The organism is Nostoc sp. (assembly GCF_036919595.1).
In the GTDB taxonomy this organism is placed as follows: domain Bacteria; phylum Cyanobacteriota; class Cyanobacteriia; order Cyanobacteriales; family Nostocaceae; genus Nostoc.
This window is the reverse complement of record NZ_JBALCO010000038.1, coordinates 50,716-67,370: the sequence shown is the minus strand read 5'-3', so window position 1 is coordinate 67,370 and position 16,655 is coordinate 50,716. Positions and strand designations below refer to the sequence as shown.

General features: G+C 41.3%; 21 protein-coding genes. 12 read left to right on the top strand and 9 right to left on the bottom strand.

Annotation, left to right across the window (positions count from 1 at the left end):
- Window positions 1-143: 143 nt before the first annotated feature.
- From V7K21_RS04910 to V7K21_RS04885, 6 genes are all read left to right on the top strand, one after another.
- Window positions 144-479, top strand: a complete 336-nt coding sequence (locus tag V7K21_RS04910) for a rubredoxin (RefSeq protein WP_335172070.1) — start codon at window positions 144-146, stop codon at window positions 477-479.
- 463 nt (window positions 480-942) lie between these two features.
- Window positions 943-1,965, top strand: a complete 1,023-nt coding sequence (locus V7K21_RS04905; protein WP_335172068.1) for a photosynthesis system II assembly factor Ycf48 — start codon at window positions 943-945, stop codon at window positions 1,963-1,965.
- 199 nt (window positions 1,966-2,164) lie between these two features.
- On the top strand, window positions 2,165-2,413 hold the full coding sequence (gene psbE / locus V7K21_RS04900) for a cytochrome b559 subunit alpha (RefSeq protein WP_069071322.1): 249 nt from the start codon (window positions 2,165-2,167) through the stop codon (window positions 2,411-2,413).
- A gap of 9 nt (window positions 2,414-2,422) precedes the next feature.
- A complete protein-coding gene (gene psbF / locus V7K21_RS04895) occupies window positions 2,423-2,560 on the top strand; it encodes a cytochrome b559 subunit beta (RefSeq protein ID WP_174708531.1) in 138 nt (45 codons plus the stop codon).
- An 8-nt stretch (window positions 2,561-2,568) separates the two neighbouring features.
- On the top strand, window positions 2,569-2,691 hold the full coding sequence (locus V7K21_RS04890) for a photosystem II reaction center protein L (RefSeq protein ID WP_335045246.1): 123 nt from the start codon (window positions 2,569-2,571) through the stop codon (window positions 2,689-2,691).
- Between the two features lie 70 nt (window positions 2,692-2,761).
- Entirely contained in the window at window positions 2,762-2,881 is a 120-nt protein-coding gene (locus tag V7K21_RS04885) for a photosystem II reaction center protein J (protein WP_096591750.1), read from the top strand.
- 326 nt (window positions 2,882-3,207) lie between these two features.
- Here V7K21_RS04885 and psaI read toward each other — a convergent pair whose 3' ends face one another.
- Window positions 3,208-3,354, bottom strand: a complete 147-nt coding sequence (psaI, locus tag V7K21_RS04880; RefSeq protein ID WP_273762117.1) for a photosystem I reaction center subunit VIII — start codon at window positions 3,352-3,354, stop codon at window positions 3,208-3,210.
- 192 nt (window positions 3,355-3,546) lie between these two features.
- Window positions 3,547-6,393 carry a hypothetical protein gene (locus V7K21_RS04875; RefSeq protein ID WP_335172066.1) on the bottom strand — a complete coding sequence of 949 codons (2,847 nt, stop codon included), beginning with the start codon at window positions 6,391-6,393 and terminating at the stop codon, window positions 3,547-3,549.
- A 597-nt stretch (window positions 6,394-6,990) separates the two neighbouring features.
- Here V7K21_RS04875 and V7K21_RS04870 point away from each other — a divergent pair.
- Together V7K21_RS04870 and V7K21_RS04865 are read left to right on the top strand one after the other, a co-directional pair.
- On the top strand, window positions 6,991-7,188 hold the full coding sequence (locus V7K21_RS04870; protein ID WP_335172064.1) for a hypothetical protein: 198 nt from the start codon (window positions 6,991-6,993) through the stop codon (window positions 7,186-7,188).
- Window positions 7,189-7,269: 81 nt separating this feature from the next.
- Complete coding sequence (locus tag V7K21_RS04865; RefSeq protein ID WP_335172062.1) at window positions 7,270-7,749, top strand: Tic20 family protein; 480 nt, start codon at window positions 7,270-7,272, stop codon at window positions 7,747-7,749.
- 3 nt (window positions 7,750-7,752) lie between these two features.
- On the opposite strand, the gene V7K21_RS04860 is transcribed toward V7K21_RS04865, so the two are convergent.
- Complete coding sequence (locus tag V7K21_RS04860) at window positions 7,753-8,526, bottom strand: fumarylacetoacetate hydrolase family protein (protein WP_335172059.1); 774 nt, start codon at window positions 8,524-8,526, stop codon at window positions 7,753-7,755.
- Between the two features lie 409 nt (window positions 8,527-8,935).
- On the opposite strand from V7K21_RS04860, the gene rpsF reads away from it, so the two are divergent.
- Window positions 8,936-9,280, top strand: coding sequence for a 30S ribosomal protein S6 (rpsF, locus tag V7K21_RS04855; protein WP_335172057.1), 345 nt, complete (start codon window positions 8,936-8,938; stop codon window positions 9,278-9,280).
- A 249-nt stretch (window positions 9,281-9,529) separates the two neighbouring features.
- A complete protein-coding gene (locus V7K21_RS04850; protein ID WP_335172055.1) occupies window positions 9,530-10,090 on the top strand; it encodes an Npun_F5560 family protein in 561 nt (186 codons plus the stop codon).
- A 505-nt stretch (window positions 10,091-10,595) separates the two neighbouring features.
- Here V7K21_RS04850 and V7K21_RS04845 read toward each other — a convergent pair.
- Entirely contained in the window at window positions 10,596-10,946 is a 351-nt protein-coding gene (locus V7K21_RS04845) for an STAS domain-containing protein (RefSeq protein WP_335172052.1), read from the bottom strand.
- 483 nt (window positions 10,947-11,429) lie between these two features.
- Here V7K21_RS04845 and V7K21_RS04840 point away from each other — a divergent pair, with 483 nt between their 5' ends.
- Window positions 11,430-12,062: a DedA family protein gene (locus V7K21_RS04840; RefSeq protein WP_335172050.1), complete on the top strand. Its 633-nt coding sequence runs from the start codon at window positions 11,430-11,432 to the stop codon at window positions 12,060-12,062.
- A gap of 88 nt (window positions 12,063-12,150) precedes the next feature.
- On the opposite strand, the gene V7K21_RS04835 is transcribed toward V7K21_RS04840, so the two are convergent.
- The 5 genes from V7K21_RS04835 to V7K21_RS04815 all read right to left on the bottom strand — a co-directional run bounded on the left by V7K21_RS04835 (window position 12,151) and on the right by V7K21_RS04815 (window position 15,205).
- A complete protein-coding gene (locus tag V7K21_RS04835) occupies window positions 12,151-13,353 on the bottom strand; it encodes an argininosuccinate synthase (protein WP_335172048.1) in 1,203 nt (400 codons plus the stop codon).
- A 395-nt stretch (window positions 13,354-13,748) separates the two neighbouring features.
- A complete protein-coding gene (locus tag V7K21_RS04830; RefSeq protein ID WP_335172045.1) occupies window positions 13,749-13,967 on the bottom strand; it encodes a hypothetical protein in 219 nt (72 codons plus the stop codon).
- 37 nt (window positions 13,968-14,004) lie between these two features.
- Window positions 14,005-14,397 (bottom strand): hypothetical protein, encoded by a 393-nt coding sequence (locus V7K21_RS04825; RefSeq protein WP_335172042.1) that lies wholly within the window; start codon window positions 14,395-14,397, stop codon window positions 14,005-14,007.
- A gap of 208 nt (window positions 14,398-14,605) precedes the next feature.
- Window positions 14,606-14,842, bottom strand: coding sequence for a hypothetical protein (locus tag V7K21_RS04820; RefSeq protein ID WP_335172039.1), 237 nt, complete (start codon window positions 14,840-14,842; stop codon window positions 14,606-14,608).
- Between the two features lie 147 nt (window positions 14,843-14,989).
- Window positions 14,990-15,205, bottom strand: a complete 216-nt coding sequence (locus V7K21_RS04815) for a hypothetical protein (protein ID WP_335172037.1) — start codon at window positions 15,203-15,205, stop codon at window positions 14,990-14,992.
- A gap of 482 nt (window positions 15,206-15,687) precedes the next feature.
- On the opposite strand from V7K21_RS04815, the gene V7K21_RS04810 reads away from it, so the two are divergent.
- Window positions 15,688-16,653: a glycosyltransferase family 2 protein gene (locus V7K21_RS04810; protein ID WP_335172035.1), complete on the top strand. Its 966-nt coding sequence runs from the start codon at window positions 15,688-15,690 to the stop codon at window positions 16,651-16,653.
- Window positions 16,654-16,655 lie beyond the last annotated feature (2 nt).

The window sequence follows — 16,655 nt, the reverse complement described above, 5'->3', positions numbered from 1 at the left end:
TATATCTGTTTGACTTTTCTGAAATCTGGCAAACAGATGCACTTCAAGTATTTAATTCGCTTTTGATAGTGATAGAAAAGTCTAACAATTATGTCATAATTTTTAACGTATATTTAAGATTTCTCCTCTGCGAGGCCTTAGCCATGAGCGAACCAGCTGTTGAGACTTCGGTGTTAGACCGCTACGAGTGTCGAGCCTGCGGTTATGTTTACGAACCGGAAAAGGGAGACGACAAAGATGATATTGCTTCAGGGACAACCTTTGTAGAACTGCCCATAGATTGGCGCTGTCCAGTTTGTGCCGCGAAGAAGACCGCTTTTGCTAACATCGGCCCTGCGGGTACTGCATCCGGCTTTAAAGAAAATCTCGGTTACGGTTTGGGTGTCAATAACCTAACGCCAACCCAAAAGAATATCCTAATTTTTGGTGCTTTGGCTCTTGGCTTCTTGTTTTTTATCAGTCTCTACGGTTTACAATGACAGCCGTTATCTCAGAAACACGGAGTAGTGAGTAGGGAAAGAGATTTTCATTATTGGTTGTGTGATTATAATCACACAAATATGTTATTTTACCTATTCCATAGAGCGTTTAATTAAGCTAAAAAATGATCACTTTTTTACATTGATTAACAGTGTATTCTCTGATAAAATATCAGATATCAGGTGAGAATCCGTAACGTCAAGCAACCTATATACTGATAAGTTGCCTCTGAGGTGTTACAGCAAGTAATCGCAAACATGTTGCTTCTCAAAGCAAGAATTACGCTAAAAGCAAAAAAGTAAGAGTGTGTGTATAAAACTTGTTTTTATGCATCGGTTGATACGCCTTGGTTGAGATGAATCTGCTCAACTTATGTAAATGTTTGCAAATGTTAGCAGAAAAGTATCAGTAAACCTTTTAGAGAACAGCTACAGAAATTTAGAAACAACTTAAGAAATACTAATGCATTCAATTGTGAAAGGTTGGCAACGGATAGCTGCCTTGTTGATAGTAATCCTCATGTGTATAGGTTGTAGCAAAATCCCATCTGTTAGCTACAACCCTTGGAAAATCATTTCTGTGCCAACAGACTCGAATCTACTGGATATTGCTTTTACTAATAACCCTGAGCATGGCTACTTAGTAGGTAGCAATGCTACCCTGTTAGAAACCAATGACAGTGGTAATACCTGGAAGCCGATAATATTGCAACTGGATGAGCAAAAGTATCGCTTTGACTCAGTAAGTTTTGCAGGAAAAGAAGGCTGGATTGCCGGAGAGCCTGGACTGTTGCTGCATACTACCGATGAAGGTGGTTCTTGGTCACGTATTCCCCTGAGTGAAAAGCTACCAGGTAGCCCGATCGCAATTAAGGCACTGGCAGACAAAACAGCTGAAATGGCTACTGATGTCGGAGCAATATATAAGACCACAGATGGCGGCAAAAACTGGAAAGCTCAGGTAGAATCAGCAGTAGGTGTGGTACGTAACTTGGAACGTTCTGCTGATGGTAAATATATTGCAGTTTCCGCTAAGGGTAGTTTCTACTCGACTTGGGAACCTGGACAAGATGCTTGGGTACCCCATAACCGCAATAGTTCTCGGCGGCTAGAAAACATGGGATTTACTGACAATGGGCGATTGTGGTTACTAGCTAGGGGAGGCCAAATTCAGTTTAGTGACCCAACTAAACCTGAAGAGTGGCAAAAAGCAAAATATCCAGAAGTATCCACCAGTTGGGGTTTACTGGATTTGGCATATCGCACACCCAATGAAATTTGGATAGGTGGCGGTAGCGGTAATTTGCTACGGAGTGGCGACGGTGGCAAAACCTGGGAAAAAGACCGTGCAGTGGAAGAAGTTGCTGCTAATTTGTATAAGATAGTGTTCTTAGAGCCAGAACGGGGATTTATAATTGGCGATCGCGGCGTTTTGCTCAAATATTTACCAAATCCTGAAACAACTTCCCCAGCAGAGGCTGCTTAGTTACCCAAGAGGCAGAGGGAGTGGGGAGTGGAAAGTAAGAAGTAGAGAGTGGGGAAGATGAGGAACAATAAGCAATACCAAATGTCCCATGCCCCATGCCCGATATCTTATTTCTGAGAAGAACGTTGCAACTTGTAACTCTTTCTTAACTTTGTAGGATAATAAACTCAATAACACTCTATGTAAAGGTAGGGATCTAATGTCAGGTACCACTGGAGAACGTCCGTTTTCGGACATCATTACCAGCGTTCGTTACTGGGTAATTCACAGCATCACTATCCCAGCATTGTTTATTGCAGGTTGGCTATTTGTGCAAACTGGGCTGGCTTATGATGCTTTTGGCACACCTCGTCCCAATGAGTATTTCACACCAGCACGCCAAGAAGTGCCAATTGTGAAGAACCGTTTTGAAGCTAAAAAACAAGTTGAACAATTTATCGGAAAGTAGTTTGAGATCATGACTAGCAGCAATAACATCAATCAACCAGTTACCTATCCAATTTTTACCGTTAGATGGCTGGCAGTTCACACTTTAGGTGTGCCAACTGTATTCTTTTTAGGCGCGATCGCTGCAATGCAATTTATTCACCGTTAGGAGCAATTATGGCCGAAAGATCGCCCAATCCCAATAATCAGCCGGTTGAACTAAACCGGACTTCCCTATACCTGGGACTACTATTCATTTTCGTTCTGGGGATTCTGTTTTCCAGTTACTTCTTTAACTAACTGGAACTACTGTTGTTAATTTTTGTTTATTGAACCTGTATTGATTTGTTGTTAAGGGAGGAGAGAAGCTGTGTCTGGAAGTGGGAGAATTCCCCTGTGGGTCGTCGCTACGATCGCAGGTTTAGGTGTAATTACAGTCTTGGGCATTTTCTTTTATGGTGCTTACGCCGGACTTGGTTCTTCGATTTAACATTAGTTAGTTTGAACCGAACACTATAAGTTAGGATTTTCTAGCATTTGTTGAGAAATCGACGTTAAAAAAACCGCCTGTCTCATAGAGATGGGCGGTATTAATTTTGGTAAATAAACGTATCCGACAGAATTAATAACTCTCGCTTGTGCGAAAACTTGACTAATGAACACTACTTGCTTCTCCTTTTGGGAGAAGGGGAGCCACTGCGCCGTGGTGACAAGAGTTGTAACAAGTGGCGTGAGACGCTCTTGCTAGCTGACTTTTGAGCAGGAGTACAACTCTGAAAACCAGAGCAACGCAGTGGCTCCTAATGACTACATCAGTTAAATATCACTGATATCGTCGCTTTCAATGTATAAAAATAGAAATGCGAAGACTACACCTGGCAAAACCCAACCAATTATGGGAATGAAGATAGAGGGCAAGTACGAAGTACTAGCCAAGATAGAAGGCAAAAAATAAGCTGCCATAGTAAAGGTTCCTATCAAATCACATTACAATTCAAAATGAGCTTACTGCAAATTCTGCCAGATTTTTGAAATTATTTCATATTTTTAACACAGTCAATATTGGCAGATGAGGACTCTTAAGTGAAAAAACTCTTTCTTTATCCTCCTTGTCCCCCTGATCCTGCTGATTCCTAAGTTACTCGTTCCTGGCTATCACATACCCAGGAGTTCATCTAGCTGCAAGTTTGGCAAGTCAGGAGGAATCACAGTTCGCACTATTGTAACTTTGTGACTCTCCTGTTGGGTTGTCAGATCAAGTGCGATCGCTTCTAAGCGAATTTCCAAACAGCCAAAGGGAATGTTTAATAGGGTCATAACTTCCAACCCTCCCAATGCATTAGGTAGTAAATTTGTCAATAAATGGGGCCCATCTAGTAACCAGCGAGTTTGATAATCTTCAACCCATAACTTGATAACCACTTGTGAAGGTATTTCAGGCAGTACTACGCGCACTTTGATATACTTGCCGGCGATTAGTTCGCCTTCTGGTACATGCAGTTGTGGAATTGGTAAAGGCTCAATGGCTGCCGCAGTAATGGGTAGAGAAGGAGATAGACCTAACGGTGGTTGCTTCTGTTCTTCAAAGGAGTAATTCGTCTTCGCCTCGGCTTCCAGTTCACTATATATGTCATCTACAACGATTTCTTGCGCCAACCAAGCTGACGCTATATTTATTTTTATCGGAGGAGGGGGAGGCGGTAGTTGTCTTACCAGAGCCATTGAGAGTGTTGGTTCAGATACTTTTTCTCCTAGCGTATTTTCCCCTGTCTCTAGATCAGTTTCCTTTGCTGTGTCTACATCTTCCCCAAAGTTCCCAAGCTCAAAAACCGCCTCTTGGGCTTCTTCCTGTGTCTCTATATCAGCATCCAGGCTTAACGGCAAGTTGACATCAAAATTGGGAGTTTCAGCACTAGGAGAAAGCTGGGTTTCCTGGGCTGGAACATAGTTATCGTAGTCTTCAGATTCCAGTTCATTGATAGATTCAGGCAAAGAGTATCCTTGGCTCTGCATCCACTTCCTGAGCAGAGGAGATGAATAAAGGTTACCTGTTTTAATCAATTGTGCATTTGGCTGGGCTTCTAGTGCAGCAATAGATTCTTCCTGGAACTGTGCATTTGGCTGGGCTTCTAGTACAGCAACAGATTCTTCCTGGAATTGTGCATTTAACTGGGCTTCTAGTGCAGCAACAGATTCTTCCTGGAATTGTGCATCACCTACCACTAATTCAGGTGTATTTTCATCTTCAGCTATAATTGCCTCCAACTGCGGGAAGTCTTCAGCCGTTTGAACTTCCAATGCATCTGGGGGGACATTGTTTTTTACTTTCTCTGCATCACCCGGCAAAGCTTGTAACCGTCTCAAGTATGGAAAAGTAGCGTCGAGTATTGGCATTCGACGTTGCTTGATGACCAACTGCTCCAAGTTGATGATAGCTATAGGAGTATCCTTTTCTAAAAGCTCCTCCTGTGTAGAGGGTTCTGTAACAACATCTGTGGCAGGGTTAACATCAGTTTGAACAGGTGGCAATTTCGGTAATTGAGGCGAAGTGGCTGAATTCTTTAAGTTAGATGTCCGCAGAGTGGTTTCTCGCAGAACTTGCAGGTTAATTTGCGGTGGTAGGGGTGTACTTGGGGATGGATTAAGGATCTGAGACTGGTCTGTTTTTGGAATCTTGACCAGATTGAATAGTTTCAAATCGATCCTCACAGCGCTTTCCGGCTCCGTGAAAGCAGTAGACGAGTCAGATGGTATAGGGTTATTTAAGGATGTACTAGATTTTGCTGCGGCTGTGATTGCCAGTAATTCTGTTACATCTGCTGTAATGGTGAACGACTGGCTGGCTAACCGGATGACTTGAGCAACATCGGCGAATCTACCATACAAACTGATATCTGCCAAAATTAACTTAGATTCACAGTCAGCAGGAATATCAATTGAGGTATTGATGGTGAAGGGCAACTCCTGATCTGGTAAGGGTTGCCGTACCTGGGTCAAGATTTTTGAGTTATTGGGCGATCGCAGTTCAATTCCTAGTTCAAGTGCCCGCAGGCTTTTTGGGGATAATGTTTCAGCCTGATCTAGATTTGTCTTTTCTTTGAGTTCTACATGTCCATTGATTGTAAGAGCTTGTCCCCAACGAGCAATGTAAGTATCCTCACCTAAAGTTAGCAGTAATGGTGGCGGTGGTTGTGTTGCTGGAGAATCTATAACCTTTTCATCTTTGGGTAGGGGTTCAGAGGTGGGCAAAGCTAAATCTATTAAATTTTGTAAAATCTGCTCTACTGTCTCACCTTTGAGCCACACAGGACTCACAGGCTGATCGCTAACTATATCTTCTTCTGTTTCATCTATCAGAACAGTGGTAATAAGCTTACTGTCTGTAGTAATTGCCACTTCTGTGGAGACAGCGATCGCTTTATCTAACGTAATTGCCGATTCTGGTGGGACAGTAGATTCCAAGTTCTCTTCTGGCAGATCAATAGTAGCAGGGTTGCTCTCTGTAGCAATTGCCAGTTCTGTGGAAATAGCGATCGCTTTATCTAACGTAACTGCGGGTTCTACTGGGGCAGTGCATTCCAAGTTTTCAGAAACAGAATCTAGGTGAGCAGGTGAATTTGATTCTACATTCTCCCCCTGCTCCCCCTCTCCTTCCTGGGACAAGACTTGAAGTTGGACACTGTATTGCCAAGATTTACCCAGCAGATCCGACATCAAATCGCCGCTACAGCGCAACTCCCAAACTCCCGGAGCGAAGTAGGTAAAGGGAATTAGTGCCATTAAGCCTTCTGAATTAGTGCGACGCGATCGCTTGAAAATTCGCTGCTTTGGTTGAACTTCATGGGTTGAAGAGTGAGTTACCCGCACTTCCACGTCTGTATTCGGAAGGTTAGAACGAGCTAAAACTCTATAATGCCCTTCCAAAATTTGCAAATTTGGCGATTCTAGGATATGCCACGAGCGAGCGCCTTGTTTCTGTATCAGAAATTGCCAGTGTTCCATTGTAAGTGATGTTCAGACCGACGAGTCGCTTAGTAATATTGTGTATTACCTTGCTTGCAAGTTTACCTCAGTAATTTGTAAATGCATCACTTAAATGACTATCAACTTAACTCAGTTTTACTTACTTGAGTTCTCGCACTTTAACTAGTCACATCAAGGGAATTTTACTGATTCGTCGTCTTGCTTGTGCATAAAGCTTTTGTTGTTTCCTGAATATTAACTTTGACGCTCTCCAGTGCTAAATAAACAGGAATGCAATGAATACCATTGGTTGTCTCTACTCAACCTTGCACGAATATTATTGTATTATTTTTTACTGAAAATTTAATTTGCAATAGACACAAGATACAGTAAATTAAGATTTACTTGATAATTTTTATTGAATTGTGATTGCCCATATTTTTGCTATCAAGAGCTAGGATGTGCCTCTTAAGTGTCCTCTGCGATCGCTCACGCCGGGTGCAAAGCGCCATCGCCAATCACAACAAACCACTATGTAAAACGCGCTCAACCTACCTCAAGCGGTTCAAACCGCGATAAAGCATGTCCTCCCCTGAGTGAATGTGGGTGACAATGAGGATTTACAAGAGGGATTCGATGCTAGTGATTTTAATGGACAAGCAAATCCTTGCCCCTGAGCAAGTTTGCCAGTCTTGTTTACTTGCTGACGGGAGCGGTCAACCCCGTTGGCGTGGGGGTAAACTGCGCTGTGGTCAAGCCATTCGCAAAATTACTCAACAGCAGCCAGACCAGTACGAGTGTATGATGGGCTTTCGCATCGCCCATATAGAATAGTTGAATTTGCCAGCAAGACCAACTAACTGCGTTATCCTAAGCTCAAGTAACTATAAAAATTTCACCATAGGAGAACGCATAATGTCTTGGCGTGGGTCTACAACGGTTTCAGATCGGATTTTTGCTTCCTTGCCTTATTTGCTGCCCCTAATTGATGGTTTAGTTTTTGGCAGCTTTTTGTTGAATCAGTTTCCAGCACTAAAAGTCCTGCTTTTACCACTGCAACCAGTGTTAATAATTTACGGTAGTTTAGGACAATTTGGACAAATAATTGTGTTTTTTGCGTTGTTGCTATTGGTGGTAAGAAACGAAAAAATCAGTCACTTCATTCGTTTCAACACAATGCAGGCAATTCTTTTGGACATAGTTATATTTTTATGTTCCATACTGGTAGGAGCTTTAGGAAAGGTTCCTGGTACTGGCTTTGCAATAGAAACAGTAGCCAACACCATATTTTTAGGGATAGTGGCAGCAGTTGGATATTCAGTTATCCAGTCGTTGAGCGGACGTTATGCGGAAATTCCGGCGATTTCCGATGCAGTGTATATGCAAGTGCGTTAGAAGTTAACGGACGGCTACGGTGTTTTCCAGGCGACCAATACCTTCAATTTCTACGCGGACGTGATCGCCTGGATGCAATGGACTTACACCCTCGGGTGTACCTGTAAGCACCAAATCACCAGGTAGTAGCGTCATAACCTGACTGATATAGGAAACTAGAACATCGGGGGAAAAGACCATCTGATTGATACAGGCAGATTGAACTGGATTGGCGTCGTCATTCACAAAAGTCTGCAATCTCGCTCCTGGATTTAATTCCCGCACAATCCAAGGACCCAAGGGACAAAAAGTATCAAAACCTTTAGCTCGTGTCCATTGACCATCCTGTTTTTGTAAATCTCGCGCTGTTACGTCATTGGCGATGGTGTAGCCCCAAATTTTGGTTTGGGCTACCTCTGGTGTACATTCATAGGCGTAATCGCCAATCACTAATGCTAACTCTCCTTCGTAGTCAACTCTTTGTGACTGGTGAGGATACTTAATTTCCCTCTCAGATGGGATGATAGACGTAGGTGGCTTGAGAAAGATTAGTGGCTCAGAAGGTACTGGAGTTCCCATTTCGGCTGCATGATCTGCATAATTCTTACCCACCGCCACAATTTTTGAGGGAGCGCAGGGAGCCAGAATTTGGTAATCTTCTGGTGTCAAAGTTAAATCAGTGGGTTGTCCTTCTAACCAGGGCGGAGCATCTAGCACCTGCACATTCAGGGATAGTTGTAGTATCCCATAGTAAATTTGTCCTTCTTGATTTTGAATTCGCACATAGCGCTGCGCCATAACCTTGATGAATATCCTTTTATCTGCTTTTTTGTTGCTGTGAGCGGGTAGCAATCCTCAGTTAGCTTTTAGCGAACCGATTCAGCCTTGAACCTGAAGGCGATCGCTATAGATGCCTTTAGGGAAATATACCCGTTGGCGAAGCTGATAGCTTGATCAATTTGCTGGCGATCGCCAAAAACTGGATTCTTCTTGCTAAAGAAATATCACAGTAGCCTCCCAACCTAGTTTTCATTAAGGACATCCAAAAAATCCAAACCTTGGCGATTTGGCTGATGATTCAAATTGAAAACTGGTAAGATTATAGTTCCTTGTTGCTTCAGATGTTGATTAATACTGATATTTAAAATTTATCCTAAGTATAAATCAGTGTCAGCAGCCGTTTTCGTCCATGAGGAGACTCAGAAATATGACTACAACTTACGAAACAATGTATATCCTTCGTCCTGACTTGGGAGACGAACTGATAGAGCAAGCAGTTACTAAATATCAGAATTTGCTTCGCGACCAAGGTGCCGAGGATATCCAAATTCAAAATCGTGGTAAGCGTCGCCTCGCTTATGAAATCAAAAAACACCGCGATGGCATCTACATCCAGTTAAACTATACTGCACCTGCAACTGCGATCGCCCCTTTTGAACGCGCCATGCGTTTGAGTGAAGAAGTGATTCGCTATTTGACAATTAAGCAGGAAGCTGAACAAGAAAAACCCGCTAAAGAGGAAAAACCCGCTAAAGTGGCTGCAACAGTCTAAGAAGATGTTTGTAAAGTCTAATTTATTCCTTGAACATCGTCTAAGGGATATGGAATAGAGACTAGGGGATAGTTTTCCCAATCCCCAATCTCCAATCCTCAGTACATAATCTCATTCAATTAAATTTTGTCTTTTTCTTTTTTCGTGACTTGTCTGGGAATACTAAATTAACAAATACTTGCCAAAGGTAGTACTCCCGCAGTTATACCTAAGAGAGGACAAGATTCTGAATGGGAGCTGTAAGCTACTGTGAGCCAATCTGATACACCCAATATTCAAGTTCTCTCTACGGAAGTATCGCAGCTACGCCAAGAGTTGCAACTTCGCGATCAATTAGTGCAACAACTATCTCAAGAACTCTTCCGGCTGGTAAAGGGTAACACTAGTTTTATGCCCCAACAGCCGGAGGTTGAGCGCGATCTGACCCAGTTACAGGCTTTGCAAGAACAACTCCAAGCTGTGGAGCAGCAGGTGGCGTTCTACCAAGAGCAAATTACAACTCGTGACTCTGAAATTTACCAATTGCGACAGTCAGTTCAAGAACTCACCGATCGCACTCGGATGTTGGAGCAAGTAGTACAAGAGTTGCCTCAAATTTACCGTCGCAAGTTTGAGGAACGGATGACGCCAGTCAGAGAAAAAGTAGCAATGCTACAACGGGAAAACCGCCAACTACAGGCAGAACTGCAAAGTGTAAGTTACCGTTTAGCACTCAAAACTCGCAATGCTAGTCACAGCGGCATTGATTTACCAAATTTCCCCCGCCCAGCATCCGAAGAAACTAGCATTTCTACTCCCCAGAATGTCTAAAGTTACGATTATGGTGGAATCGAAGAGGTAAGAAATTAGCGCAGCAAAAAATCTTGGAGACATCCAAGTAGTATCATCAAGGCAAAAATAACTATAGAGTTAGAAATAACGCAAAGGCTGATATTCTAACCTTTCTTACCTCCTGCTTGCTTGCACTAGTTGCATTGGACATAGAACAATTAGCTCAGAGTAATTTGCAAAGGCTGGGGAGGATCACAAAGAATTGCATTTGCTTTGACCGATTTTGGTCAATCAATTTTGGATTTTGGATTTTAGATTGACCTCAGCAATCAATTCACTTGAAAAGTCAATTAATTTTAGATTTTGGATAATAGAATTCTCGCGAATAAAACGGGGGCTTCATACCTTTTTAAATTTTGGATTTTGAATCTTCAATCCAAAATCCAAAATTTAAAATCTAAAATTCGGTAAGGACATTTGGGAAAATGTGAAAGAATGCAAATATTGATTGACTCTACCATCCTTCTAAAGGTAGATTTATTAGTTAGCGTGCTAGCACCAGACTATTATTTTCGGCAGTAAAAATGTCTTCGTAAGTGTGAAAAATTTCAAACACTGAATCTAGGTGGGTAAGTTCAAAAATTAGCCGTACAGGAGCTTGCACATTGCATAAAACCAAGCGGCAACCACTCTGACGTGCAGCTTTTAACCCTTTTACTAAAGGGACTAACCCAGAACTGTCCATGAAATTAACTTCTACTAGGTCAATAACCCAGAGTTGCTCAGCTTGGGGTACTACTCCAGCCATCTGTTGACTTAAAGCCTTACCGCCTTCCAAATCTATGCTTCCTTGGGGTTTAAACAAAATCACTTGAAATTCTTGTGTAAGAGTCATAAATTTAATAGGGTAGTTGGAACACTTGACAAAAAATCGAAAAAAGACATCAATACCTTTTCTCTTTCAACCGCAAAATTACTGTTTTACCCAGATATTTGGGCAATTGCAGTCATGCAGTTGAGAGAGATTAATTCAGTATTCATGCCGTATAATTTGTGATAACTTTCATCAATATAGGCATAAGCGCCTAACAATTTCGGTATCAACCGTATCTTTTACAATATTTTTATCATTTAACTAGATATTTATAAATTTTTTATGAATTTTTTAATTTTTAAAAAACATGAAATTATGATACTTAGTTATAAAAGTTGCATAGCTAATAGTCAAAAGTTCATCGTTATCATAGACTATAAACTATGGTTAATTCAGAATTAAATTAATGACTAAATGACTCTATATAGCGGTTTGATTGACACCCCGCTCAAAAACAAGCAAAGATATAATAAAAGTAAAAATTTGTAAAGTCGGCGGTGCAGGATGTCTTTAGAGTTGATTTCACTAGAAAACATCCAGAAAATCGCCCATATATACGGGTATTGGGCAATTTTTTTGGGAATTTTGCTAGAAAATTTAGGCATTCCTCTTCCTGGTGAAACCGTGACCTTAGTGGGCGGATTTCTAGCTGGCAGTGATGAACTAAATTTCTGGCTAGTTCTCGGTGACGCGATTATGGGTGCTGTCATTGGTGGCACTTGTGGTTATTGGATTGGTAGAGTTAGCGGTTGGCCTTTTCTGGTAAAAGTTGGTAGCATACTTCGGATTTCGGAAGTGCGGCTGCTGACCATTAAAGATCAATTTAGTCAAAATGCTGCTAAAGCAGTATTTTTTGGACGTTTTTTGGCGTTGTTGCGAGTTTTTGCTGCACCACTAGCTGGTATAGCCGAAATGCCCTTTGGAAAATTCTTTTTATACAACTTGTTAGGAGCAGTTGCTTGGGCTAGTTTGATGGTGACATTAGCTTTTTTTGCGGGCAAAATTGTCTCTTTAGAACAATTGGTTGCTTGGGTGGGTCAATTTGCGATCGCAGCGTTACTAATCCTCGCTGCCTTAATTGTTGTGCCCCTGTGGCTAGAGTCTCGCCAAGTTAAGGAAGTGAGGAGTGAGGAGTGAGAAATAAGGTGAAAAGTTATTTCTTTTAACTTTCACTTCTTGTATTTTGCATTTTTAACTCTAACTCCTAACCCCTAACCCCTAACTCCTAACCTCTAACTTGCTGCGACCAAATGCGAGTTGGTAGTCCCCAAATGTAGATAAAGCCTTCAGCAGCTTTGTGGTCAAATTGGTCTTCGGCTCCGTAGGTTGCTAAATCAGGAGTATAGAGGGAATTATCGCTCGAACGCCCAACTATCGTAAAGTTGCCCTTGAACAACTTCACTCGCACAGTTCCAGAGACTCGTTCTTGTGTCTTTTGAATAAAGGCATCCAGTGCAACTTTGAGTGGACTGTACCAGAGACCGTTATAAACAATTTGGCTGTAAGTTTCTTCAATCCCACGTTTGTAATGGGTGACATCTGCCGTTAAAGTCAAGCTTTCTAAGTCCCTATGTGCCTGAATTAGCACCAACATCGCGGGTGATTCATAGATTTCCCGCGATTTGATCCCCACCAAACGGTTTTCAATCATATCGATCCGTCCGATACCGTGATTTCCTACCACCTGATTGAGTTGTTCAATTAGCTCAACTGGCTTTTTAGCTATGCCGTTAAGGGTTGTGGGAATACCACCGTGGAAACCAATTTCGATGTACTCTGGCTCATCGGGAGTGTGAGCGATCGCTTTGGTCATCTCATAAATTTCTTCTGGTGGCTCAAATGACGGATCTTCGAGACTACCCGCTTCAATGCTACGACCGAGCAAATTCTTGTCAATACTGTAGGGAGAGGATTTTTTGACTGGTGAGGGGATACCAAACTTTTCCCCATAGGCGATCGTTTCTTCACGGCTCATTCCCCATTCTCTGGCTGGTGCGAGGATCTTTAGGTTGGGGTTCAGGGCAGTAACAGAGACATCAAAGCGAACCTGATCGTTACCCTTGCCGGTGCAACCGTGAGCGATCGCATCAGCACCATATTTTTCGGCTGTATCTACTAATACCTTGGCAATTAGTGGACGGGCAAGGGCAGTTCCTAGAGGATAACGATTTTCATAGAGGGCGTTGGCTTGAATCGCTCCAAAGGCGTAATCTTTAACGAAGCTGTCTTTAACATCCGCCACTAGGGATTCACTTGCACCCGATTTCAGAGCTTTTTCTCGAATTGGCTCTAATTCATCTCCCTGACCTAAATCTGCTGCTAGGGTAATCACCTCTTCCACACCCCACTCCTTTTTGAGGTAGGGGATGCAAACTGAGGTATCGACTCCGCCAGAATATGCCAAGACAACTTTTTTGGCGCGACCCATTAATTTCTCCAGTTAGGAAAACAAACAATGAGTCATTATTATATCTAAACTAATCCATGTATATTTTCTTTATGCAACAACCTGTAGGCAGATTGTCAGCAAACTCAGACAGAAGAATCTGCATAGGTTAATTTGTGGTTAACTCTAATCGAAGTTTGCAAATAGAGCGATCGCCTATATATCAATACAGCAGATACGAGTAGATGAAGTACAGCATCTGTGCCTGAAAGCTAGATATAACTTTAAAAATATTAATTTTTACAATACTCAGTAATTTATGTATTATATATTACATCTTTTATAAATGCAATAAATTAGTAGCAGGGTAAATAATTATACCCTGTTTTCAATAGATGCAAATTAACTGCCTAACACTTTATTCTTGGTAACTTGGTTCAAGCTTTTGTGCTTGATGACCTAGAAGATAGTTGCTTTTTGGCAAATAATACACCCAGTCCCAACACAGATAACCCAAGGGTAAAATTTGGCTCAGGAACGCTGGTGTAACTGATAATCTGAACATCATTTAGATCAATAAAATTGCCACTGTAAACTTCAAAAGTACCCGGTGTAAATTGCAACCCTAATCCCTGTCCTTCAGGAATTTTTCCCAAAGAGTCGGTTAAAACTAGGGCTAATGGATCATTTGCTTCAGTATAGGAGTGGCCGACTTGTACCTGTGAGTGGATTAGACCCATCTAAGCCAGAGTTACCTGTGAGGTGGGGTTGATTTATTGGTTTAGCTGGTGTATTGCCCTGAATCGTTGTGCCATAAGTGGTCACTAATCCATATCCAGTCAAATTTTGAAAGCTCAGACCAGAGCCTTTCCCACTGGTGTAAAAGGGAGCGCCTTTGGCAAGGGCTGCGGCCGGTGCCATGTTCCAACCCATGCCATCGCCAATCATGATAATCACGTTAATTCCATTACCAGCGGCCATAGTCGGCTGAAAAACAGAATTACCGAACATCAGCAGAACGGTACAGAAAAAGCCAGCCATAGTCAAAGCTAGGAAGCGTCTGTACTTTCCTAAAAATGAAATCATTGCAGTATGCCTTCAGATTGATCGAGCAATTAGTAGCTTTTAACACTCAATGTTTACCCAAAAATTCCCAAAAAGCTTAATTTATCAAGACACGTAGTGGCTTGCCGCAGGATAGCGCCAACTCTATGAAATACTACGTGTAGCTTGCTTCTCCGTAGGGGTACACAGAGCGTCTCCTAGAGAATAATTCGTAGACTATGCGTAAGTTCTAATACTGATAAAAATTGGGTTCAAGATGATTATTCTCGAAGTTTGAGTGGGTAGCACTTACATCTGGTTGAGTAGAAGTTGTAACATGACTCTGGTTAGAGGCAGTAGCTGGTTGTTGAATCAATGTTCCCAAAAAGAGCACGATTGCCACAACTAAACCAGATATGAACCAAGCCAATACACGTTTGTACTGTTTGATAACTGAAACTATTTTTGATTTTTGAATTAAAGTCATGATTAGCAAACCTCCTAGTAAATAAGTTGTGCTTGTTAGACAATAGCTATGCTTTTACAATTAAAAAAACGTCGATAAGCATCATGTTTAAATCTGAATTATAAGGATAAAAAAACTGATATAATTGATATATTTTTAGCCATTATTTCAGGATGAATGGGTTTTGTTTGGCGATAACATTAAAGCTATATCTTGGTTTAATAAAGGATGAATAGATATTACTGAAGTAACTTTACAGCTAGTTAGCTGCAAAGTTACTTCAGTAATCTTAAAAGTTTTTTGCAGATGAGTTTGTAATTTATTGAGTAAGCGATCACGTTCTTGGGCTGTTGTACATTTAACTGTCAAATTAGCACAAAGCATTACCTGATTTAAGCTAATTGCCCATTTGTGATAAGTCTGTTTTTAATTTAGAATATTATATATTCACAAATTATCCTCAAATAGCCTGTGATTAAGGATTTTACTTTACTATATAACTCCTGATTTATAAACAATATTTCAGATCAAACCTTAATAAAATGTGCTTTTTAGTCTGAGGATGTTTTCCAAATCGAAATCTGAGTCCTATATATATTTCTGGAAATTACTCACCATTTTTTTATTCTAGAGATACATAATTTTAAATGCACTAATATCTGAACACTAGAATATATTTAAGACTATATGAAATTTATCCTAGTTAATTTAAGGAATGGTAATATTTCCGTTAAATGACAGTCCATATTATATTTATTTACACCCATCCACTTATGTATTAATTAACCAATGATTATCCCTTACTGTTTTTGTGACCAGAATCAGGTAAGGAACAGTGTCAACGCTCCATCTGTCCTATCCTGGAGATGAGTAGTGTTGTGGGTGAAAGTGTGTTTTTCAGCGTTGTGATACCGACTTATAATCGCCAACCGATTTTAGAAAAGTGCCTCCGCGCCTTGGAGGTGCAGGAGTTGAGTAAGCCAAGTGCAGTTTCTGGTTACGAGATTGTTTTGGTGGATGATGGTTCTACTGATGGCACATTGGAGTGGTTGGCAGAACACAAAAAGGAATTTTCCCATGTACGATGGTTTCAGCAAGACCATGCTGGCCCAGCGGCGGCTCGCAATTTGGGGGTAGAACAGGCGCTGGGAGATACAATTATCTTTATTGATAGTGATTTAGTAGTGCTGGATAATTTCTTGCAAGCTCACGCGGATGCACTAATGCAGGGACAGGAGAAATTGAGGAGCGCTCGCTTTTTCACTTACGGTGCAGTTATTAATACTTGTAATTTCGATAATCCAACGGCTGAACCCTACAAAGTCACAGATTTTTCAGCAGCTTTTTTTGCTACTGGAAATGTAGCAATCCCTAAACATTGGCTAGAGAAAGCGGGACTTTTTGACACTAGCTTTCAACTCTATGGTTGGGAAGATTTAGAATTGGGTATGAGGCTTAAAAAACTAGGTTTGACACTAATTAAATGTCCAGAAGCCGTAGGATATCACTGGCATCCACCATTTAACTTAGAGCAAGTTCCCCGATTGATTGACCAAGAAATTCAACGCGGACGTATGGGAGTTTTGTTTTATCAAAAGCATCCCACATGGGAAGTGCGAATGATGATTCAAATGACTTGGCTGCATCGTTTACTTTGGGGAATTTTGTCCTTCAATGGCGCACTTAATGAACGAACAATGGCTCCATTTTTGCAATGGCTAATTAATTTAGGTAAACCTCAATTGGCTTTAGAAATTGCCCGAATTTTTCTTAACTGGTACAACGTGAAGGGTGTTTATGAAGCTTATGCCGAAATGCAGCAAGTATCGTGATT